Raw genomic sequence first — 22,510 nt, forward strand, 5'->3', positions numbered from 1 at the left:
AGGATTAGCTTATATGAATGCATATACACTTTTAAAACGGCTTCCGAGCCTTCTTCTTCTCGCTTTGCTCTTTTTTGGAAAGGCTGCTCTCGCGGAAGTATACAAAACAGAATACTCATTTAGAGACGCTGATAGTGGTGATCGTTATGTATTTGATACGGGGGAAGTGACGGATGGGAATGCCCATATCAGCTACCTGATGATTTACTTTGATAACCCTGAAACAGACACCGAAGCCTTCAGAACGACTACCATAGACCCTTACAAAGCTTGCCTTCACACTGAAATCAGTAAAGTTTTCTTCGCTACCAATGATTCATTGATCAGCTCTGCCATTCCCGAACGATGTGATTCCAGACCGATTAATAATTCAACCTTCAAGTGGCTGGGCCTTGATGAAAAAGTGCTTTCTGGTCCCAATGCAGGCAGCCCTGTAGTGGGCTATTTATTTGAAAAAGGCAGTAGCGCCTCTGTAAAGCATATTTATGATCTATTCGAAGATCTCGAATCACAGAAGGACATAAATGTTGGTACTGTTGTAGAACTGAAAAAATTAAAAGTCATCATTCTGGAGTGGTTGAAGCAGTAAGCATTACCCGATCTACCTGTCGGAACCGAGAGCTGTAGGCAGAAAACACCTGACGAAGCATCTCTCAACCATAGTGAATCAGGTTCTGGTTCCTAACCGCATTTACCGAAATAGACTTTGTGGTAAACTTCGCAACTCCGCAGAAGTTAACAAGCGATCTGTTACAACATGACTGACCATTTGAGCGAACACTACAAGGCCATTATTGAATCTGTTGGTGAAGATATTCACCGTGACGGCCTGCTCGATACCCCCAAGCGCGCTGCCAAAGCGATGCAGTTTCTGACCAAGGGCTATAGCCAGAGTCTGGAAGAAATAGTTAACGGTGCCGTATTCGAGTCTGATATCAGCGAAATGGTTGTCATCAAGGATATCGAGCTTTATTCCATGTGCGAACACCATATGCTGCCTTTCATTGGCAAATGCCATATTGGCTACATTCCTGATGGTAAGGTTCTGGGACTGTCCAAATTCGCGCGCATCGTTGATATGTTTGCCCGTCGCCTGCAAATTCAGGAAAACATGACCAAACAGATTGCTGATGCCATTATTGAAGCCACTGGTGCCAAGGGTGTTGCCGTAGTCATTGAAGCAAAACATATGTGCATGATGATGCGTGGTGTTGAAAAGCAGAATTCCTCTATGACCTCCTCCGTAATGCTGGGTATGATGCGTGATAACCAGCCAAGTCGTGACGAGTTCCTGCAGTTTGTAAGAAACTGATTCACACTCTGAGCGTTGAAAACCCGGCAATGCCGGGTTTTTTTATACCCCTCCCCCTGCTTCTTTACAAATTCTACCCTTCTACCAAGCTTTAAAGTACGTAGACAAAACCTGCTTAGAACCTTTTTTCCCCGCTGGTCAAACTGACATACCTCTTAACTGACTACGCATACAATCTCATTGACTCTTTCTAAAATCGGCATAACATATAAAGTAATATTTATATGTATACTGAGGGTCACATTATGACCACCTGCTCCACTCAAAAAAGTTGCTGCTCCGGAGAAAGCAAACACCAGCCTCTTTCCTCTTTGATGGACTCAGCAACTCGACATAAATGGAAGCTGACTGGGATGGACTGTGCCAGTTGCGCAGGAAAAATTGAAAAAGCCTTGAGAAGTGCTCCCGGAGTAGTGCAGGTCAAAGTTGCTTTTGCCACGGAGCGACTACTCGTTGACCTGAATAATGAGCATAAGACTGAAGCGGTAGAAAAAATCGTTAAAGGTCTAGGCTTTGGTCTGAAGAGTTTTGACCAGCCGGACACAGAAGATCCTATCTGGAAAAGCCATAGCACTTTCACTCTGATGGCAGTGCTGATGACACTGTCTTTCGTGCTGATGCTGATTAATCCTGAATGGGGCTCAAATGGCTTCATGGTTGCGACACTGGCAGGCCTGATTCCCTTTGCCAGAAAAGCTCTCACACAAATTAAAAATGGCACCTGGTTTGGTATCGAAACCCTGATGACAGTGGCCGCCTCCGGAGCACTGATACTGGGTGAAACAACAGAGGCTGCTCTGGTTCTCTTCCTGTTTACTATTGGCGAACTGCTGGAAGGTTTTGCTGGCCGCAAGGCTAAGGCTGGCATTAAGAGTCTGATGCAGCTGACTCCAGATACCGCCTGGAGAATAGAAGGTAACAATAAAATTGAGGTGCCCGCAGATTTCCTGACACCCGGTGAGACCATCGAGGTTCGAGCAGGCGGACGACTGCCTGTCGATGCGGTCCTGATCAGTGAAGCAGGCATTTTTGACGAAAGCGCACTGACTGGAGAATCCATTCCGGTCAACCGTAACACCGGTGAGAAAGTTCTGGCTGGATGCCTGGTGGTTGATCAGCCAATACGCCTGACTGTTGTATCCGAACCTGGCGAAAGCGCTATTGATCGCATCATCGACCTTATAGACGAAGCGGATGAACGTCGTGCGCCTATTGCACGCATGGTCGACAAATTCAGTGCCTGGTATACACCACTTGTGATGTCTATTGCCGGGCTGGTTTTTCTTTTACCACCACTACTGACTGACGCCAGCTGGAATGCCTGGGCTTACAAAGCTCTGGCCTTGCTACTGATCGCCTGCCCTTGCGCCCTGATTGTCTCAATTCCAGCAGCTGTTACTTCAGCATTGACCTCCGCATCCCGCTTTGGTGCTCTTATTAAAGGTGGCGCGGCTCTGGAACAAATGCGACTGGTAAAATGGCTGGCTCTTGATAAGACCGGAACATTGACCGAAGGCAAACCGAAAATTACCGGCATTCATACGACAAACGGAGATGAAGCGACGGTGCTTCGTCTGGCTGCTGCAATAGAACAGAACTCCAACCACCCACTGGCAAAAGCCATCGTCAGTGAAGCTGAAAAACGTGGCATTCACCTTCCTGAAGCCGGTGATATTCGGGTCCTTCTGGGTCGTGGCGTTAAAGGTTCTGTTGAAAACAAAGTGATCAAGGTCATCGCTCCACGGCATGTTGATATAGAAAACCCATTGTCTGAACAGGTATCCAGACTCGAAGCAAAAGGGAATACCGTTGTTGTCGTTATCTCTGACAACAGTGTTATTGGCCTTCTTGCGATGGCAGACTCTCTTCGCAAAGATGCCATTGTCGCCATTGAGCATCTGAATAAACAGGGCGTGAAGTGTGTCATGCTGACCGGCGACAATCGTCGTGCTGCTGCTGCGATTGCGAACCAATTGAGCATCGACTACGAAGCAGAACTGATGCCTGATGATAAAGTTAAGGCCATTCGAAGAATCCAGTCCACCTACCACCAGCCAGTTGCCATGGTCGGTGATGGCATAAATGATGCCCCGGCACTGAAAGCGGCTGAAGTGGGAATTGCCATGGGTAAAGGCAGCGATGTAGCGCTGGAAACAGCGGATGCAGCACTGACCCATGAACGACTGACTGAACTGCCGAATATGATTGGCTTATCTCGTCGAACCGCTCGGATTATTCGTCAGAACATTATCCTGGCTTTGGGCATAAATACTCTGGTATTGCTGACTACGGTTTTTGGTATCACTGGCTTGATGGCGGCGGTTATGTCCGACACTGGCGGCACGGTTCTGGTAACCCTGAATGCGCTGAGATTAATGCGAAAGAAAGACTACTGATTAGCTTTCACTTCTTTAGCTTTTATATCGTTAGCTTTCATATCAGTAACGGCAGGTCTTAGAACCATGGACTTGCCGGTTGCATCAAACTCAAGACCATACTTCTCTTTGATATATTCCTTTCTATCTGGCCTGGTCTGCATCCGAAACTGCTTCCAGCTACTCTCATCATCAATCATTCTTTTAATAACTTCTGCTACCTCAAGCGCCGGCTGCCCTTTTTTCAAGCCCTTTTCCAACGCCTTTCTAAAGCCTAGCCATTCAGTATGAAAATGATCAGGCAGGTTCTTATCGTCTGCTAACCAGGCTGACTTCTTTATCTCGGTTCTTGTATAACCAGGCTCTATCACCTGGCAATGCAAGTTCCATAACTGCCCGTCTGACTGTTTCATGGTTCCCAGATACCCTTCCAGTGCCGCACAAGCACCTTCAAGTCCAAACTTTGTTGCAGAGTAAGCATCCATCATAGGAATACCAAAAGCACCCGCCAAAGAACTTACGTTAATAATGCGGCCATAGTTATTCTTTCTCATAACAGGCAGAGCACGTTTCATTAACAACATGGGTCCTGTGAGATTAGCTTCAATTTGTCGCCTTATTTCATCATCTGGCAGTTCTTCTAAAGGTCCATAAACAGCCATTCCTGCGTTGTTGACTAAAACATCCAGCCGTCGCTCTTTCTTTCGAATGGTTTCAATGGCGGCCGTCATGCTTTCCGGACTGGTATGATTAAGATAAAGCATGGGAATACGCTCAATCATCTTTTCATCAGCCAGCATGGACGTTCTATAAGTTCCATAGACACGGTACTGCTCAGGGTATTCTGCCAGCAAATTAACCAGCGCCTTGCCAATACCTTTGCTGGCTCCAGTGACCAGCACAACTTTGGGCTGAGCCAGCAAGCATGGGCTCAATAGCAATAATAGAATTGAGACTATTGTTCTCTTCATAATTACCGACAGCTCTCGAATGCCTGAAAATTAGTTGTCGTAAGCAACCTGCTGGCAAGCCTTACTGGCTCATACTGAATCTTAGAACAGTAAAGCAGTTATGAATGATGGGACTGTTGAAAGTTGTAAAAGATCTTGATTGGATTTTCTAAACCAGATCTATCGTTCTATTAGTAGCCAGAGATATAAAGCAGGAATTAGCAGAACTACCATTGTCGGCTACCCTGTCTGTTAGCTTATGTTTGCTTCAGACAGAGTACCCTTCGATGTTCATCAAACGTCTCATTCCTGCTCTGGCATTACTCAATTGTATGACCATGCCAGTTTTTGCTGACAGTGTTCCTGATATGGACAAAGTTGAAGCCCTGGTAAAAGACAGTGCTAACGAAGTTGGCTGTTACCACTATTTTGCAGTAACTCGCCAGACGCAGAAACAGAAGAAATATCAGGGTATTTTGAAACTGAGTGGCCTGTTGCACAAAATGGATGCAACAGAAACCAACTTTGCGATCGGATATGGTGTTGGCAAGATTGAATACAGCCTTGCTGATAAACCACAACTGCGTAAAGCTGTATTCAAGAAGCTGGCCAGAAGCTGTAAATAAGAGGCTTTAAAAGTACCTGAAAACCCAGGCTTCTTGGCCTGGGCTCTTACTCGATAATATATTTTGAGTTATTCGACAGGCTTTAATCGAGCGGTGAAATGTCTGAGTACAGGTGGCTCATAGTCAAACGTCAGGCCCTTGATACTTTCACGACGCTGATAAACAGATACCAAAGCATCAGCAACAAAATCCATATGATCATTAGTGTAAACACGCCGGGGAATAGTCAGCCTTAAAAACTCCATAGGTGAGTGTTTCTGTTTTCCTGTCTCTGGATCACGCCCCAGTAACAATGAGCCAATCTCTACGCCTCTGACACCGCTTTCCAGATAAAGCTCATTAGCCAGAGCATGGGCAGGGAACTGATCACCTGGAATATGAGGCAGCATCTTGCCAGCATCAACAAACACAGCATGACCGCCCGTAGGGTATTGAATAGGTACGCCACCTTCCCGCAGCCGCTCACCCAGATACTCTACCTGACCAATACGATAAGCCAGCATATTCTCATCCATGGCTTCGTCAAGACCGATGGCCAGTGCTTCCATATCTCTGCCCGCCAAGCCACCGTAGGTAACGAAACCTTCCATGGGAACACAGCGAATCTGGCAGGATCGGAACAACTCTTCATCGTCCCGAATACACAGCAAACCACCTATATTCACCATCGGGTCTTTTTTAGCAGACATGGTCAGCATATCGCCATAGCTGTACATCTCGGCAATGATCTCGGGAATGCTTTTGTCCTGATAACCTTCTTCACGCTGTTTGATAAACCAAGCGTTTTCACAATAGCGAGCCGAATCAATCACAACAGGAATATTGTTTGCTCGAGCTATCTCACTAGCGGCCTTGATGTTTGCCATGGAGATCGGCTGTCCACCCGCACTGTTACAGGTAACGGTAACGATGATTGCAGCCACATTCTCTGCACCGTTTTCTTTGATGCCCTGCTCCAGAGCCGTCAGGTCAAAGTCACCTTTCCAGTCATACCAACTGGCCGTATCCAAAGCCATCGGCGTAAGGGTGTTGATCGCCTTGGCGCCATTCAATTCCACGTGGGCAGCAGTGGTATCAAAGTGATAGTTAGAAAAGAAAACTGGCTTATCGCCTTTCACTCGCTCAATCAGGCAAGGGAAGAGCACCTGTTCCGCACCACGTCCCTGATGAGCAGGGATTACATACTGGTAATCGAAAATCTCTCTGGCTTTGCGTTCAAGGTTCTGGAAGTTGCGGCTACCGGCATAGGACTCATCGCCCATCATCAAGCCAGCCCATTGACGGTCACTCATAGCGCCAGTGCCAGAGTCTGTTAGCAGATCAATATAAACATCTTCGCTGCTTAACAGAAAGGGGTTATAGCCCGCCTCTTCCAGAGCACTCTTCCGCTCCTCAGGAGAGGTCATACGGATAGGCTCAACCATCTTGATTCGAAACGGTGGTGGTAATATTTTTTTCATTGTTCTGAGAATCCACTAAATCATAGAAATCCCTGCCCGGAAGCAGTCTAGTCAATAAGTCAGAGGGCTATCAGAAATTGAGACGGGCAGCGGTACGTGATTGATCAATCACGTACCAAAAACTTATGCATGGTAGGGAAATCATTTTCATAACGGTCGTTTTACAACTCGGATCAGGACTGTTTTTGTTATGTTTTTTCGTTCGTGACTGCTTTATAGCAACCATAGCCCAACTATTTCAAAGCTGGGTCAGCCCGTCAAGGTTTACGGGCTGTATTTGATGAAGGCTCAGCCCTGGGGGGACGTTTTCAATTAGCTACTGTGGAAACAGTGACTCCAACTGAACATCCATATAGTCAGAAATATTAAACAGTGTTTCTTTCAATTCGGCACTTTGATGGGTCGTCGTTACACCGATGACCTTGGCTCCGGACGCTACGCCAGCCTTGATGCCGGCCAGAGAGTCCTCAAACACCAGGCTCTGATGTGGTTCAACGCCAAGCTTTACCATACAAAGTTGATAGATTTGCGGGTCCGGCTTACCCCGTTCAATCATGCCCTGATGCACCAGCGCATCAAACATGTCGCGAATACCCAGGCCATCAATAATAAAGTCCATATTGGACACAGGAGCAGACGTACCCACCGCCAGTTTGAAGCCCGCTTTTTTCAACAGTTTAAGGAAGTCTCTCAGACCATTCAGTGGACGCAGGTGATGTTCATAGAGGTCACGGAACATTTTTTCTTTTTCTTCACCGAGAGCAATCACCTCTTCTTCGGACAGCTGTTGTCCAAACATCATACGCATCAGTTCAGAGTTCACCCGCCCTGATATACGACGGTTGTAATCGCTGTCAGAAAGTTCCATACCATGACGCTTTAAAAACAGCTGCCAGGCTTTACGATGAAAGTCATTATTATCAACAATAACACCGTCCATATCGAACAGCGCAGCTTTCAGGGACTCAGGCATCAGACGTTTTTTCTCCGGTATTTTCAGGATAATCCGCTCTACAGAGTTTACTCTGAGAGAGCAATTCCAGACCGACATAAGTGGTCAATATAGTGCAGTTGGCGGCTAATTTATTGCTTTTTTTACTCGTAAAAAAGATAGACATAAAAAAACGCTGATTTCACTAATGAAAGCAGCGCTTCTGAGAATGTTGACTGGAGCTATCTGCTTCAATCAATAATCAACTCTATTTAAGGATCAGGTCCAGTCAAGAATCACTTTGCCGGACTGACCGGAGCCCATGATTTCAAAACCTTTCTCGAAGTCGTCCACACTCATGCGGTGAGTAATAACCGGAGAAATATCCAGACCGGACTGCAGCATGCTGGTCATCTTATACCAGGTTTCATACATCTCACGACCATAGATACCCTTGATCACCAGACCTTTGAAGATGACCTGGTTCCAGTCAATGGTGGTATCGCTGGAAGGAATACCCAGCAGAGACACCTTACCGCCGTAGTTCATCGCTTCCAGCATCTGCTGGAACGCACGACCATTACCAGACATTTCCAGGCCAACGTCAAAGCCTTCGACCATGCCCAGATCTTTCATGACTTCCGGCAGCTCTTCCTTAGCCACGTTAACTGCATGGGTTGCCCCCATCTTGCGAGCCAGATCCAGACGGTATTCGTTAACGTCAGTAATAACGACGTTTCGAGCACCTGCATGCTTGCAGATGGCTACGGCCATAATACCGATAGGACCAGCACCGGTGATCAGTACATCTTCACCGACCAGATCAAAGGACAGCGCGGTGTGAACCGCGTTACCAAATGGGTCAAAGATAGACGCCAGGTCATCGCTGATATCATCAGGAATAGGGAAAGCATTGGTGGCCGGAATGCAGAGGTATTCTGCGAAGGCACCTTCACGGTTCACGCCTACACCAACGGTAAAGTTACACAGGTGACGACGACCGGCACGACAGTTACGGCAATGTCCGCAAGTAATGTGGCCTTCACCGGAAACACGCTGGCCGATTTCAAAACCACGAACACCATCGCCCATCTCAACGATTTCACCGATGAACTCATGGCCTACATGCATGCCAACCGGAATAGTCTTCTGTGACCACTCATCCCAGTTATAAATGTGCATGTCCGTTCCGCAGATGGCCGTCTTACGGATCTTGATCAGAACATCGTTGTAGCCTGGTTCAGGCCTGGACTTTTCAGCCATCCAGATGCCTTTTTCGGCTTTCAGTTTTGCCAGGGTTTTCATTACGAAATCTTTTACCTGCTTGTATGAAAATGACTGCTACTCAATTGTGTCGGCAGCAACCACCTACTACTCATAACTTTGCCAGCATAGTGAGATCTTCACAATGCCGGCAATTCATTCAGGAGGTTCTCAGGTGGACTCTCTGATTAAGAGATCACACCCAGCTCACGACCAATCTTGGCGAAAGCAGCAATAACCTTTTCCATATGTTCCTTGCTGTGCGCCGCAGACATCTGGGTACGAATGCGAGCCGCGCCCTTCGGTACTACAGGGAAGGAGAAACCTACTACATAGATGCCTTCCTGAAGCATTCGTTCCGAAAATTCTGCTGCCAGAGGCGCTTCACCCAGCATAACCGGAATAATGGCGTGATCCTTACCAGACAGGGTAAAGCCCAGTTTTTCCATTTCGGTACGGAAGAATGCAGAGTTATCACGCAGTTTCTGGCGCAGGGCTCCGCCGGTTTCCAGCATGTCCAGAACCTTGATCGAGGCGCTGGCAATGGTTGGGCACAGAGTATTAGAGAACAGGTATGGACGGGAGCGGTTACGCAGCCAGTCGATGATTTCCGGATGACGGGAAGCCGTGTAACCACCGGAAGCACCGCCGAGCGCCTTACCCAGAGTACCGGTAATAATGTCAACACGATCCATCACGCCACAGTGTTCATGAGTACCACGGCCTTCTTGGCCAACGAAGCCTACGGCGTGGGAATCATCAACCATCACCATGGCATCGTACTTGTCAGCCAGATCACAGACACTTTCCAGATTGGCGATCACGCCATCCATTGAGAAAACACCGTCAGTAGCAATCAGCTTATAGCGGGCACCAGCTTCAGTGGCAGCTTTCAGCTGCGCTTCCAGGTCAGCCATATCATTGTTGGCGTAACGGAAACGCTTGGCCTTGCACAGACGTACACCATCAATGATGCTGGCGTGGTTCAGAGAATCACTGATGATGGCATCTTCAGGACCCAGCAGGGTTTCGAACAGGCCAGCATTAGCGTCAAAGCAGGAAGAGTAAAGAATGGTGTCTTCCATACCCAGAAATTCGGAAATGCGCTTTTCCAGATCTTTATGAACGTCCTGGGTACCGCAGATAAAACGTACGGAAGCCATGCCGTAACCGTATTTATCCAGCGCCAGTTTTCCCGCTTCAATCAGCTCGGGCGCATTGGCCAGACCAAGATAGTTGTTGGCGCAAAAGTTAATAACTTGCTCACCGGTGGTTACGGTGATATCCGCCTGCTGCTGGGAATTAATAATCCGTTCGGATTTATACAGACCTTCGGTCTTCAGCTCTTCCAGCTGCTCACGCAGTCCAGCGTAAAAATCGGCTTTCATTTCAGCTCCGCAAGAAGTGAAAAAGTAGGTGAATGAACACCCAATTGTAGATGAAGCGCAATAGTGAAGTAGTAACCCTCTGTGCTGTACCAGCATTTGTACTTATTTTCACCAGATAAGAACATTTATTACAAGAAATTCACTCTTTTGAAACAGGAAGTAGTCGCAACCGGCCTGTTGGAACTTTCTCAAATCACATAAGTCATATACCTCCAGCTATTTCATTAATTAAAAGAGAGCGAACACGTGAGAAACATATTAAGAAAAGCTTGTATGGCAAGCCTGTTGCCTTTTACTGCACTCTGCTCAATAACAGCATCAGCTGATTCCGTAACTCTTGATTTGGATAGTACGTCTCACTTCAATACAAAATGCTCATACAATGTTTCTATGAAAGAAACCGGTTTCACCACTCCAGTTCCGCATGTCCATGAAAAAGAGCTGGTTTTAAATCCACTAATTAAGCTGTATTACGTTAATAACACCATAGATGAAGGCATGCCATCTGAAGGGATGAAGGAAATGATGATGGTCATTCCTTATGATAAGAAGGGGAGTGGCATTGTTGAGCAGCCAATGTCAGTAATAGATGAGAATGGAGGTGTAGACTACAGCGCTCCCCCCATCCTGTTCAAAAAAGGAGACTACGAAATTACAGAGCATCACTGTAATCCGTAAAGCCTAGAGTTTTCTCCCCGGTTAAAACCAAAACAGCTGGAAAGAATACTCAATAGATTCTTTCCAGCTGGATATGTTTAACCAATAAAGTTTTTTTTAAACTTTATTCAGCCAACTCTTTAATCAGCTGTGGTAACTCGCTTACCTGATTCAAACTGAACAAAGTCTGCTCTGCCAAAGACTCACTGTTAGCCTGATCAAGCAGAACGACCAACCCGGCTTTATTCAACGCTGACACCTGAACAGCGATTTGTTCAGAGCAGTCGCTTAACTGAACAGCCAGAATACCGGCATCAAACAGTTCGCGTTCAACCAGATCAAGATTCAAGTCAGAACTCACGGAAATTGTTGCTGCTTTATGACCAAGACGACTGGCTCGCTCAGTATCTGATACTGGCTCAAGCTTGCGACTGGCATCAGCCTGACCTTCAATCATACCTGCGGCAACAGTGGCGTTGGTCAGTCGATCGATGACAATGAAGGCACCAGTCTGGCGGTTATTGCCATAAGGATCAAAAGCTACTGGCTGAGTCAGTGACAGTTCACAGGACGCAATCTCGTTCAGAGCCAGTTCATCGGCCTGATGCTTTTCCATAGTGTTGACATCAACACGATGGTTAATCGCAGCAAAACTGCCCGCGACCTTGGCTGAAGCAAACTTCACCAGGTACTGTTTACCCGGTTTCATGGCCTGCTCTGCCATCCAGACGACACTGGCATTCAGACGACTGGACACCGGAATATCATCTTCCGCTTTGACCAGCATATCGCCACGGCTGATATCGATTTCGTCTTTCAGAGTCAGGGTGACTGCCTGGCCGGCAAAGCCTTTATCAAGATCACCATCAAAGGTAACAATACGATCAACGTCACTTTCCAGACCGGAAGGCAGAACCTTTACCCGATCACCCGGCTTAACGATGCCGGAAGCAATGGTTCCGGAGAAACCACGGAAATCGAGATTCGGACGGTTAACGTACTGTACTGGCAGACGGAAGTCGTCCAGATTACGATCATTGGCCACTTCAACAGTTTCCAGCACTTCCATCAGCGTCTGGCCAGTGTACCAATCCGCCTGAGAACTGCGATTAACTACGTTGTCGCCTTCCAGAGCCGAGATAGGCACAAACTTCACATCACCCAGATCCAGTGATTCAGCAAAATTCAGATACTGGTTTCGAATCTCTTCAAAACGTTCCTGACTGAAACCCACCAGATCCATTTTGTTGATGGCTACAACCAGATGCTTGATGCCCAGCAGGCTGGCGATATAAGTATGGCGACGAGTCTGAGTCAGCACACCTTCACGGGCGTCGATCAGAATAATCGCCAGATCACAGGTAGATGCGCCTGTAGCCATGTTGCGGGTGTACTGCTCGTGCCCCGGAGTATCAGCAATAATGTATTTGCGCGACTCGGTGGAGAAGTAACGGTAGGCAACATCAATGGTAATGCCTTGCTCACGTTCTGCCGCAAGGCCGTCCACCAGCAGTGCAAGGTCAATCTTCTCACCTTGAGTACCAACCCGCTTACTGTCATTTTCAATAGCGGCCAACTGGTCTTCAGCAATCATACTGGTGTCGTGCAGCAGACGACCGATCAGCGTGCTTTTACCGTCATCGACACTGCCGCAAGTCAAAAACCTGAGAATCTCTTTTTGCTCGTGACGACGCAGGTATTCCTGAATGTCGCTGGCAATCAAATCCGACTGGTGACTCATCAGAAATACCCCTCTTGCTTTTTCTTCTCCATGGAACCGGCACTGTCGTGGTCGATAACACGCCCCTGTCGTTCAGAGGTTTTAGTCAGCAGCATTTCCTGAATAATTTCCGGCAGCGTTGCCGCTTCGGATTCAACAGCACCCGTTAATGGATAGCAGCCCAGAGTACGGAAGCGTACGTTCTTCATCTGAATCTCTTCGTCAGCTTCGATAGGCATACGCTCATCGTCCACCATGATCAGCACACCATCGCGCTCAACCACTGGGCGCTCTTTCGACAGATACAGAGGCACTATGGGAATATCTTCGAGATAGATGTACTGCCAGATATCCAGCTCGGTCCAGTTGGACAGTGGGAAGACTCGAATGCTTTCGCCTTTTTCCACTTCACTGTTGTAGATATTCCAGAGTTCAGGACGCTGGCTCTTTGGGTCCCAGCGGTGGTTCTTGTCACGAAAGGAATAAACGCGCTCTTTCGCGCGGGACTTTTCTTCGTCACGACGTGCGCCACCGAAAGCGGCGTCAAAGCCGTACTTGTTCAGTGCTTGTTTCAAGCCCTGGGTTTTCATCACATCGGTGTGTTTGGCACTGCCATGAGTGAATGGGCCTATGCCCTGTTCAACACCGTCCTGATTGATATGAACCAACAGATCGAGACCGTATTTCTTGACGAGTTCATCACGGAACTCAATCATCTCGCGGAATTTCCAGGTGGTGTCTACGTGCATCAGCGGAAAAGGCGGTTTGCCCGGATAGAAAGCTTTCATGGCAAGGTGCAGCATCACTGCGGAGTCCTTACCGATGGAGTAAAGCATGACCGGATTATCGAATTCGGCGGCAACTTCCCGAATGATGTGAATACTTTCTGCTTCCAGCTGCTTCAAGTGATTAAGACGTTCACTCGACAGCGGCTGGCTTGCACTGGCTGACCTGTTATTTGCTGGCATTGACCCGACCTGAAGCTGACTCTGATTCTTCTTGTGGAATAGCGGTTTTTGAGATCACTATTTTTGGAATTGCTATGAGTCGAATATTAGCAGCGGTTTTGATATATAAAACAAAAAACCTAGATCAATAATTTATAACAATATACTTACCCCTTTGCGGGTTGCTGCCATCCATGGCTGGAGATAAACCTTATCAGGGTTATTCAGTACTGAGCTTCTCCTCAGCTCCCAGCTCCTCGCCCAAGTATTGAAAAACCATGTTCACTAAAAGAATCTGCAGACCCTTGGTTGAATTCATTCGGTCACGATATTCCGTTTCAAGCTGCCCTAACTGCTCGTCCAGTTTGCTGTCTGAGAGCTCTAACAAATCGGAGAAAGCAAGCGCTCCTTCCTTACCTGTCACCTCTAACGAAGACGGTGAACGGTTCTTAACATATTCATTCAGAAATACATCCATAGCAGCTGTGTTCTGGCAGGCGTGACTTGCTGCTAACTGGTGCAACAGAATTTTATCATGAGTGCAGGTATGCTCCTGGTCTGGCAGAAGCTCACAAACCCGAGCAAGAAAACTCCCTCGATTTTGAAGGGATCGCCATTGATTTGCTTTTGCTTCAACAGCAACTTTAAACTTATCTTTATCTTCTAGTGATTTCTGGCCGCGCAACTCAGAGTAATATTGATATATTTTATTCAGGAAGAGTCTTTTTATCTCATCAAAGCTGACTTGGTGTGAGTTTGTCGAGACAGATTCTTCCTCTTCTGACCCAATCAAGCCTTTTTCCTGAGTGAATACCGGATAATGTTCATCATGAAACAGGCTCAGTTCAGAAAAGTTGTCGGTCTTTTTTCTTAGCCAGAGCAGATCAAGGAGTCTTAGCCGGTCAGTGATCCACTGTATCGAGAGCCCATCTACCTTGTTTCTGACAGCTTCTCGCAGAAAAGCCAGTTCATAGCCAAACTGATCCAGTAGAATGTCGCTGTTTACGGTAGCCTCCGTAAATATCACTGCAATAGAGATACTAGAGTCAGAGCAATCTTCATCAAACTGAGCAAAACCCCATTCTGTATAACAAGAGAGACCAAGCAAAAAAATAACTGTCCAGTGTTTAATACGCATTTTTCCTGACCACTATTTTAGTTGGGAAGCGTATGTATATAGACCAGATAATTAAACTTGAGAAACAGTGACAGGATTGAATCTACTGATAGACAAAGCGACCAGCAGATTCAATAAAAATAGACTTACATGAAAAGGGGAGAGATTGGTCTCGGTTAAACGTCAAACAGGAGAGTCAATATCGACATTAATATGTTCGACACCAAACTTATCTTCGAGCCATTTCCCTAACGCCTGAACACCGTATCGCTCAGTGGCATGATGTCCGGCACTGATATAATGAATGCCATTCTCACGGGCAAAATGCACCGTAGATTCCGAAATTTCACCGCTGACGTAAGCATCAACACCCAATTGCGCAGCATCTTCAATCAGCTTCTGCGCACCACCGGTACACCAGGCCAGTGTTTTAACCGGATGATCACCACCGGAGATCAATAAGGGTTTTCTTCCCAGTTTGATTTCCAGTTTGCGACCCAGCTCATCAAGCGTTAACGGTGAATCAACTTCACCCCAGCTACCAACAGAACGAGGTTTTGCTTCCATCCCGCCTTTCTCCTGCCAGCCCATCAGCTTGGCCAGCTGGGCATTGTTGCCCATGGTTGGGTGACCATCCAGCGGCAGGTGATAGGCAATCAGGCTGATATCATTTTTCAGCAGTGTTTCAATACGGCGTTTCTTCATTCCCACAACACTGGCGTCCTCTCCTTTCCAGAAGTAACCGTGGTGAACCAGAATAGCGTCCGCCTTCAGTTCTACCGCTTTATCAATAAGAGCCTGACACGCCGTAACGCCAGTAATGATTTTCTTTACTTCGTTTTTTCCTTCGACCTGCAAACCATTAGGGCAGTAATCCCTGAATAATTGCGGTTGAAGCTCTTCATCCAAAGCCTGCATCAGGTCTTTTAATAACACGCTCATAATGACTCCATGGGGCAGCTTTTATATGCCAGAACATATGAATTCATGGATTATCAGCCTACCGAGGTGGACTAATAATGATCAGATATCCCATTAAGTGTGCAGGCACACTTAGCCGACACTACCTGTTGACCTGATATTATGGGTAATATTAAAGAATACAGAGAGTAACAGCCTTGTAAAAGAGCCGGACGCTCTCCATAACGGGACGATTGAATACTCGCATAATGAAAAAGCTACTGAGCCAACTGCTGCTACCCGGCCTTGTCGGGCTTATCTTTGGACTTCTGGTCCTGCTTTTCTTTCCGGGTATTTCGGGAATGCCCCAGTTGAGTTTTTCCAATCTGGTGGATAAGGGTGAACAGTTACTGGGCGTAGGCCAGGTGACCTACAGCACCGCAGTTAAAAAAGCGGCACCGGCCGTCGTCAATATTGCCACCACTACTTTTACCAAGGGTGCGAAGCAATCAAACCATCAGAATAACCCTGCCTTTACGACTTACAATCAGGATGAAAAATCGGAGAAGAGCCTGGGCTCTGGTGTCATTATCAGCTCCGACGGTTTTCTGCTGACCAATAATCATGTTATCGCCGGTGCAGATCGTATTATCGCAGTGCTAAAGGATGGTCGTGAAGCCATTGCTGAAGTAGCGGGTACAGACCCGGAAACCGACCTTGCGGTGCTTAGACTGGACCTGAAAAAACTGCCCCACCTGAGCCTTGCCGATTCAGGGAAAGCAGAAGTCGGCGATGTGGTTTTGGCTATTGGTAACCCCTTTGGTCTGGGGCAGACCGTGACCATGGGTATTATCAGTGCTACGGGCAGAAATGATCTCAGTTTGAACACCTATGAAGACTTTATTCAGACCGATGCTGCCATTAACGTAGGTAACTCGGGTGGTGCGCTTATCAATGCCAGAGGCGAGTTGATTGGCATTAATACCTTATTGTTTTCCAGCGGCGGTGGTAACGAAGGCGTAGGCTTTGCCATACCGTCCAGCATGGCGCGCTTTGTCACCAAGTCCATCATTAAACACGGTCGTGTTATTCGAGGCTGGCTGGGCATTGAATCGCAACCACTCAGTAAACAGCTGGCTGATGCGTATGGTGTAGAGCCTAATTCCGGCATTCTAATTACTGGTGTATACAACAACGGTCCGGCAGATCAGGCTGGTCTACAGCGGGGTGATATTCTTACAGGTATCAATGGCGTCAGTACCAGTGACGGTAAAAAGGTAATGAATATGGTGGCTCAACAGCCTCCCGGCAGTGACCTGATCATTAAGATCATTCGAAACAATAAACCGGTATCAGTAAAAGCCAGAGTGGCAACACGACCTAATATCGTTAACCAATAAAATCTTGTAGAGCTTTCAGCTTAAGGTTGACCTGAAAGCTCTGATCATAATCTGAACCAGCCCTGCCACTGTGACAACCGTCAGCAAGCTCACCAGTATTAACTCATTACTGCTGCCCTGCCCCTGTAATACATCGAGTAAATCAGCAGCCTGATTGCCTACCCAGATAGACAACAATGTTCTTGGCAGCATGCCAACAAAACCTGCTACCAGAAACACCTTCAATGGCATTCGAATAGCCGGCATCAACAGGTTCATCAAAGCAAAAGGCAACACCGGAGAGAGGCGAACCAGAAACATCAGTTTCCACTTGCTGTTATTAAGATTTAATAAAGCCTGATGCACTTTAGGGCTGTTTCTGACACTCTCAAGCATCTTGCCGCCATCCAGCCATCGCCCTATGAAAAAGCCTAATAGTGAGGCCAGCATGTAAGCAGGCAACATCATAGCTACTGCTTGCCAACCCAGAAAAAAACCGGAAACCAGTGCAATAAAAGTACTGGGCGTTAACGCCACGGCCATGGTCAGGCTACTGAGCAGAAACAGAACTTGCCAGCCCGAATCAGATAGTTGTTGCAACATACGATGATGCTCAAGAGCTTCATTCGCCAGATACGCACTGAAAGCTAAAGGGACTAAACCAAGTATCGAATAACCAAGTATCGACTTTTGGTTTGCTTTTAGAAACTGAGTGTTCAACATTCTTTGCTGTTACAGCCTTAAAGGCTCAAAACCCTATCGGGATGCAGGCAATTGTCAATAGTGTGCATGCTCCTCCATTTTATTCTATGCCGATGTTAACGGAAAACGTAGAGTCGGATTATCACGAAGTAGTGTCAGAAATTCACAAGCCTTAGCCGCAGTAATTCGTTCGTTTGGATTACCCCGTAAAGTCAGGATAATCAAATCCACCAACCCGGGAGACTCAAGGTATACGTCATTAAAGTACCTTTTAATATAATCCATTTTTTCCTGATCATTCAGCTCTCCAAAATACAGAATATTACGGAAATCCTGACCGATCCTTGGAGTATCAACTACCCCTTTCTCAGAAAAGGATTCTGGCGTTTTACCACCGGCTATTCCCATCAAAGTAGCCCCAAGCGCCCAGACATCGAGTTTCTGTCCATAGCCAGAAACTCCTCGTCTCCCATAAATCACTTTTATCATTTCAGGTGCAAGATACTTGCCGCTCCCACAACTCGTTTTTGTCAGATCCTCCTTCCCTACAGATTTACTGAAACCAAAGTCGATCAACTGAAACTGCTCACTCTGACTGTTCCACATAATATTTCCCGGCTTCAGATCTCTGTGAATTATATTGTTGTTATGCAGACATGACAGACCACTGGCAACATCAATTCCAATACGTATAGCCATAGGGACATTAGCATCCGGTAATGCTTCATCTTCAATTAGCACCTGAAGATTCTCACCTTCAATAAAATCACTGACAACCAGCTCTACTTTATATTCCCTGAATGTCTCTTTTGGAATTTTCCGCACCTGCTCATAATCAGTAATGACAAGATACTCACCTTTGGTGTCTGACTTAGCCTTATGTTGGACAACAAGTGTACGGGTTTTTGCTATATTCGGATGCTTGGTGGCTTTCAAGCCTTCAGTTTCACCTCTTTCAAGGTTTGTAAACCAAAGATCGTTCACCGCCACCTTTTTAATCGCTACTTTCTGGTCTGCAGTCGTATCCAAACCTTCATATACAGTCGCCATAACACCGGGAGCAGAAAGCTTGCCAAAACGTTTTATGCCGATTTTGTCCAGAACACCAAAGCCATTATTGGACTTTGACATCTTATTTGCAGAACCCTGCTTTCGTTTGAGCGATCTCTCAGGGGAGCTAATCGCAGGTTTTGCACTGCTTTTGCCATAATGATTTGTTACAGCTGTGCTACCTGAAGAAGCCTGTAAAACCCTCCTTGGCCCAAAACGTGCGCAAGGTGATTTACTGCCCGCGACCGAATTTGTTAGCAATGCCCCTAATTCAGTACTCCTGTCTGTAATCATAAATTTCTCCATGAAGTATTTGCTACCGACAAATCAGAAAATATGGAATCTGCTAACTCCTTCTTCAGGTATCGAGAGGAGTAAGTTCCTTCGCTTTAGGATCTCTTCGAAGTTGTTCCAAATGCCTTACTGCATCCGACGCACTAATTCGAAGAGAGCAGTTCTTCCTGAACATTAAGACCAATAAATCAGCAAAACCGGGATAATCAATACACATATTCTTGCAGTGAACATTCAGAAATTCCTTCTTCTGAGAATCAGACATGTCCACAAAATTTGAAACATTCTTGATCATCTCAGGAGTTTTTACTTTGTGCTTAGGTCCCGTAGCACTAAGCTCACCGGGAACATAACCTGTAGCAAGTACCAGCATGACAGCTCCCAGGCTCCAGACATCGAGTTTGTGGTCGTACTTATCCGATGAAAAAAGCTCTGGAGCCGCATAAAGAGGGCTACCACAAGATGTTTTGGTTATATCCTGCCCTCCCAATGGCTTACTCAGGCCAAAATCGATCAGCTTCAATCTGATCCCGTCATATAAAATATTTTCAGGTTTAATGTCTCTATGTACGACGCCTGACGAATGCAAATGACTCATTCCTTTTGCCAGGTCAAAACCTGCCTTTATGGCAGTCTCTGGTGAAAATGATCCATAACATTTCCCTGAAGTGGGCTTCATTGCCTTATCAAGGCTCTCACCATCAATCAGATCACAAACTACAAGTTTCAATTCATATTGCCCCGGCTCCGCACGCAGAGCATCCAGTTCATTCTGACTTTTTACAAGAATGTATTCATTTGTACGAAAAGGCTTGGGCTGAAACACGATCGCATGAGTCTTAACTAAATTTTCATGCTCAGGTACTCTCAGTGCTGATATCTCACCTTTTTTCAACCCCATAAATTCATGGGTAGACGTGTCACTCGATCTCAGTTTGAACTTCCAGTATTTGACAGCATACTTATCTCCATTTTCAGTCGACATACAGCTGAAAACATCACAAAAGCCACCTTCACTGGAAATAATGCCCCCCTTCTTGAGTCCATATAGCCCCTCTAAAGCAGCCCAGCGATCACGATACACCCCACTTTTTATAGCCGCTGACTTCGCCCCTTTAACAGCAGTAACTTCTCGAGTATCAATTCCAGCGCCAGAGATGGATTCAGTTTTTGTTTGCTCAAAAACAGTGGCGGGAAGCTCAACTGCCTCAGGTAATTTTTTATAAGAAAATGGCTGTGCACCTACAAGCTTCTTTGGTGGTGCATCCATTTTCTCAGGAGAGTACGAATTTGCAGCTATTCCAAAAACATCCATGCCTGTAATCCTGTTTGAATTTTATTCTTGGATTAAAACGACAACAGATGGTTCATAACGAGGGTGTTAGATTAACTAACAGAAAGAACGTGGAGGCGGGTCCGCCCCCACATAAACAGCATGACTTTATTTTTTAATACGGTACTCAGCAGAACGGGCATGCGCTGTTAAAGACTCACCTCTGGCCAGCACAGAAGCGACCTTACCCATTTCAGACGCACCTTCCGGTGAGAAGTAGATAAGAGATGAGCGTTTCTGGAAGTCATAAACCCCTAAAGGCGATGAGAACCGAGCGGTACCCGAGGTCGGCAGAACATGATTAGGGCCTGCACAGTAATCACCTAAAGCTTCTGCGGTATAGCGGCCCATAAAGATAGCGCCAGCATGACGTATATCTTTCAGTAGTTCTTCCGGCTTATCCACAGAAAGTTCCAGGTGTTCCGGTGCAATTCGGTTCACCATTTCACAGGCTGCCACCATATCCGGCACATGAATCAGAATACCGCGATTATTTATGGATTCGCTGATAATGTCCCTGCGCTCCATGGTCGGTAACAGACGACTGATGCTTTCTTTTACCTGCTCCAGAAAACCCTTGTCCTGTGAGACCAGAATCGCCTGAGCATCTTCATCGTGTTCTGCCTGTGAAAACAGATCCATGGCTATCCAGTCAGGATTCGTTTTACCATCGCAGACCACCATGATTTCAGACGGGCCAGCAATCATATCAATACCAACCTGACCAAAGACTTCCCGCTTGGCGGTCGCTACGTAGATATTGCCCGGTCCAACAATTTTGTCCACCTTCGGCACGGTTTCCGTACCATAAGCCAGAGCCGCTACAGCCTGAGCACCGCCTACGGTAAAGACATGTTTTACACCAGCAACCGCTGCTGCTGCCAGAACCATATCGTTCACCACACCGTCCGGCGTCGGCACCACCATAATGATTTCTTTTACACCGGCTACATGGGCAGGAATAGCATTCATCAGAACAGATGACGGATAGGAGGCTTTACCACCAGGCACATACAGGCCCACCCTATCCATAGCAACCACCTGTTGCCCCAGCATAGTGCCGTCGTCTTCTTTATAGTTCCATGAAGACTGAACCTGTCGTTCATGATAACTGCGAATTCGACCAGCTGCAGTTTCAAGAGCCTGACGTTGCTCCTGCGGGATGCGCTCAAGTGCTGCTGACAACTGACTTTCATCAATCGTCAGCTCAGCCATAGAACTGATTGAAACACGGTCATACTGACAGGTGAAATCTACCAGCGCCTGATCACCCCGTTGCTGAATATCAGCAATGATCTGTTTGACTCTCTGTTGTACTGTTTTATCAGAAACTGCTTCCCAGGCCAGCAGTTTCTGTAACTGTTCCTGAAAATCACTGCTGGCATAATCCAGCTCTACGGGCTTAATCATGCCAATCACTCCTCGGATGCGGATCCTGCATTAACCGCAGTACCCAGTTGATCAAGCAGCTGGTTGATGGCTTCAAATTTCACTTTCATGGAAGCCTTGTTGACGATCAGACGGGAAGATACTTCAGCAATCATATCCCTAGGTTCAAGGCCATTGGCTCTTAGGGTGTTACCGGTATCAACAACGTCAACAATGATATCTGCCAGCCCAACCAGTGGAGCCAGCTCCATGGAACCGTAGAGTTTGATGACATCGGCCTGACGACCAATAGAGGCATAGTAACGCTTAGCCACGTTAACGAATTTGGTAGCGACTTTTAAGCGGCCCTGCTCCGGTACTTCATAACCCGTTCTGCACGCTGTCATCAGTTTGCAGCAGGCAATATTCAGATCCAGGGGTTCATAAAGCTCGGTGGAGCCATGTTCGAGAAGGACATCCTTACCGGCCACACCCACATCCGCCGCACCGTACTCAACATAGGTCGGCACATCACTGGCACGAACGATCAGCAAGTTTACATCTGGATGAGAGGTAGGAATGATCAGCTTTCGGCTCTTAGCCGGGTCTTCAACCAGTTCAATACCGGCAGCTTTCAGCAGCGGCAGGGTATCTTTCAGGATTCGCCCCTTGGATAAGGCGATTGTAATCTGTCTGGACATCCGACTCAGTATTCCTTCTCGTTATTGCGGTCAGAGA

At 46.8% G+C, this 22,510-nt stretch carries 20 protein-coding genes; 6 read left to right on the top strand and 14 right to left on the bottom strand.

Going from position 1 to position 22,510, the window contains the following annotated elements:
* The first annotated feature begins 13 nt into the window (after positions 1 to 13).
* The 3 genes from EOPP23_RS13840 to EOPP23_RS13850 all read left to right on the top strand — a co-directional run bounded on the left by EOPP23_RS13840 (position 14) and on the right by EOPP23_RS13850 (position 3,708).
* On the top strand, positions 14 to 589 hold the full coding sequence (locus EOPP23_RS13840; RefSeq protein WP_153766578.1) for a hypothetical protein: 576 nt from the start codon (positions 14 to 16) through the stop codon (positions 587 to 589).
* 168 nt (positions 590 to 757) lie between these two features.
* Positions 758 to 1,312 (top strand): GTP cyclohydrolase I FolE, encoded by a 555-nt coding sequence (gene folE / locus EOPP23_RS13845; RefSeq protein ID WP_153766579.1) that lies wholly within the window; start codon positions 758 to 760, stop codon positions 1,310 to 1,312.
* A 353-nt stretch (positions 1,313 to 1,665) separates the two neighbouring features.
* Complete coding sequence (locus EOPP23_RS13850; RefSeq protein ID WP_228550713.1) at positions 1,666 to 3,708, top strand: heavy metal translocating P-type ATPase; 2,043 nt, start codon at positions 1,666 to 1,668, stop codon at positions 3,706 to 3,708.
* Here EOPP23_RS13850 and EOPP23_RS13855 read toward each other — a convergent pair.
* Positions 3,702 to 4,658, bottom strand: a complete 957-nt coding sequence (locus EOPP23_RS13855; RefSeq protein ID WP_153766581.1) for an SDR family NAD(P)-dependent oxidoreductase — start codon at positions 4,656 to 4,658, stop codon at positions 3,702 to 3,704. The genes EOPP23_RS13850 and EOPP23_RS13855 overlap by 7 nt on opposite strands.
* A 266-nt stretch (positions 4,659 to 4,924) precedes the next feature.
* Between EOPP23_RS13855 and EOPP23_RS13860 the strand changes: the two genes are divergently transcribed.
* Complete coding sequence (locus tag EOPP23_RS13860) at positions 4,925 to 5,263, top strand: hypothetical protein (RefSeq protein ID WP_153766582.1); 339 nt, start codon at positions 4,925 to 4,927, stop codon at positions 5,261 to 5,263.
* Positions 5,264 to 5,331: 68 nt separating this feature from the next.
* Here the strand turns inward: EOPP23_RS13860 and EOPP23_RS13865 are convergent, their stop codons facing one another.
* The 4 genes from EOPP23_RS13865 to EOPP23_RS13880 form a co-directional block, all read right to left on the bottom strand.
* Positions 5,332 to 6,723, bottom strand: coding sequence for a tryptophanase (locus EOPP23_RS13865; protein WP_153766583.1), 1,392 nt, complete (start codon positions 6,721 to 6,723; stop codon positions 5,332 to 5,334).
* Positions 6,724 to 7,039: 316 nt separating this feature from the next.
* The gene (locus EOPP23_RS13870) at positions 7,040 to 7,774 is read right to left on the bottom strand and encodes an HAD family phosphatase (RefSeq protein WP_228550714.1); all 735 of its coding nucleotides are present in this window, start codon (positions 7,772 to 7,774) and stop codon (positions 7,040 to 7,042) included.
* 159 nt (positions 7,775 to 7,933) lie between these two features.
* Positions 7,934 to 8,959 (bottom strand): L-threonine 3-dehydrogenase, encoded by a 1,026-nt coding sequence (gene tdh / locus EOPP23_RS13875; RefSeq protein ID WP_153766584.1) that lies wholly within the window; start codon positions 8,957 to 8,959, stop codon positions 7,934 to 7,936.
* 146 nt (positions 8,960 to 9,105) lie between these two features.
* Positions 9,106 to 10,305 (bottom strand): glycine C-acetyltransferase, encoded by a 1,200-nt coding sequence (locus EOPP23_RS13880; RefSeq protein WP_153766585.1) that lies wholly within the window; start codon positions 10,303 to 10,305, stop codon positions 9,106 to 9,108.
* Between the two features lie 273 nt (positions 10,306 to 10,578).
* Between EOPP23_RS13880 and EOPP23_RS13885 the strand changes: the two genes are divergently transcribed.
* Positions 10,579 to 10,983 (top strand): hypothetical protein, encoded by a 405-nt coding sequence (locus EOPP23_RS13885; protein ID WP_153766586.1) that lies wholly within the window; start codon positions 10,579 to 10,581, stop codon positions 10,981 to 10,983.
* A gap of 103 nt (positions 10,984 to 11,086) precedes the next feature.
* Here the strand turns inward: EOPP23_RS13885 and cysN are convergent, their stop codons facing one another.
* The 4 genes from cysN to EOPP23_RS13905 form a co-directional block, all read right to left on the bottom strand.
* Positions 11,087 to 12,703, bottom strand: coding sequence for a sulfate adenylyltransferase subunit CysN (gene cysN / locus EOPP23_RS13890; RefSeq protein WP_153766587.1), 1,617 nt, complete (start codon positions 12,701 to 12,703; stop codon positions 11,087 to 11,089).
* Positions 12,703 to 13,650, bottom strand: coding sequence for a sulfate adenylyltransferase subunit CysD (cysD, locus tag EOPP23_RS13895; RefSeq protein WP_153766588.1), 948 nt, complete (start codon positions 13,648 to 13,650; stop codon positions 12,703 to 12,705). The genes cysN and cysD overlap by 1 nt, the downstream gene beginning before the upstream one ends.
* A 199-nt stretch (positions 13,651 to 13,849) precedes the next feature.
* A complete protein-coding gene (locus tag EOPP23_RS13900) occupies positions 13,850 to 14,767 on the bottom strand; it encodes a hypothetical protein (protein ID WP_153766589.1) in 918 nt (305 codons plus the stop codon).
* 162 nt (positions 14,768 to 14,929) lie between these two features.
* Positions 14,930 to 15,688, bottom strand: a complete 759-nt coding sequence (locus EOPP23_RS13905) for a Nif3-like dinuclear metal center hexameric protein (RefSeq protein ID WP_153766590.1) — start codon at positions 15,686 to 15,688, stop codon at positions 14,930 to 14,932.
* 227 nt (positions 15,689 to 15,915) lie between these two features.
* Between EOPP23_RS13905 and EOPP23_RS13910 the strand changes: the two genes are divergently transcribed.
* Positions 15,916 to 17,046: a S1C family serine protease gene (locus tag EOPP23_RS13910; RefSeq protein WP_153766591.1), complete on the top strand. Its 1,131-nt coding sequence runs from the start codon at positions 15,916 to 15,918 to the stop codon at positions 17,044 to 17,046.
* 15 nt (positions 17,047 to 17,061) lie between these two features.
* Here EOPP23_RS13910 and EOPP23_RS13915 read toward each other — a convergent pair whose 3' ends face one another.
* The 5 genes from EOPP23_RS13915 to hisG form a co-directional block, all read right to left on the bottom strand.
* On the bottom strand, positions 17,062 to 17,748 hold the full coding sequence (locus EOPP23_RS13915) for a TVP38/TMEM64 family protein (protein WP_153766592.1): 687 nt from the start codon (positions 17,746 to 17,748) through the stop codon (positions 17,062 to 17,064).
* An 84-nt stretch (positions 17,749 to 17,832) separates the two neighbouring features.
* Positions 17,833 to 18,858 carry a protein kinase gene (locus EOPP23_RS13920; RefSeq protein WP_194842605.1) on the bottom strand — a complete coding sequence of 342 codons (1,026 nt, stop codon included), beginning with the start codon at positions 18,856 to 18,858 and terminating at the stop codon, positions 17,833 to 17,835.
* A 277-nt stretch (positions 18,859 to 19,135) separates the two neighbouring features.
* Positions 19,136 to 20,386, bottom strand: coding sequence for a serine/threonine-protein kinase (locus EOPP23_RS13925; protein WP_153766594.1), 1,251 nt, complete (start codon positions 20,384 to 20,386; stop codon positions 19,136 to 19,138).
* A 126-nt stretch (positions 20,387 to 20,512) separates the two neighbouring features.
* Complete coding sequence (gene hisD / locus EOPP23_RS13930; protein ID WP_153766595.1) at positions 20,513 to 21,814, bottom strand: histidinol dehydrogenase; 1,302 nt, start codon at positions 21,812 to 21,814, stop codon at positions 20,513 to 20,515.
* A 5-nt stretch (positions 21,815 to 21,819) separates the two neighbouring features.
* Positions 21,820 to 22,473: an ATP phosphoribosyltransferase gene (hisG, locus tag EOPP23_RS13935; RefSeq protein WP_153766596.1), complete on the bottom strand. Its 654-nt coding sequence runs from the start codon at positions 22,471 to 22,473 to the stop codon at positions 21,820 to 21,822.
* Positions 22,474 to 22,510: the final 37 nt, after the last annotated feature.

The organism is Endozoicomonas sp. OPT23 (assembly GCF_009653635.1).
GTDB lineage: Bacteria > Pseudomonadota > Gammaproteobacteria > Pseudomonadales > Endozoicomonadaceae > Endozoicomonas_A.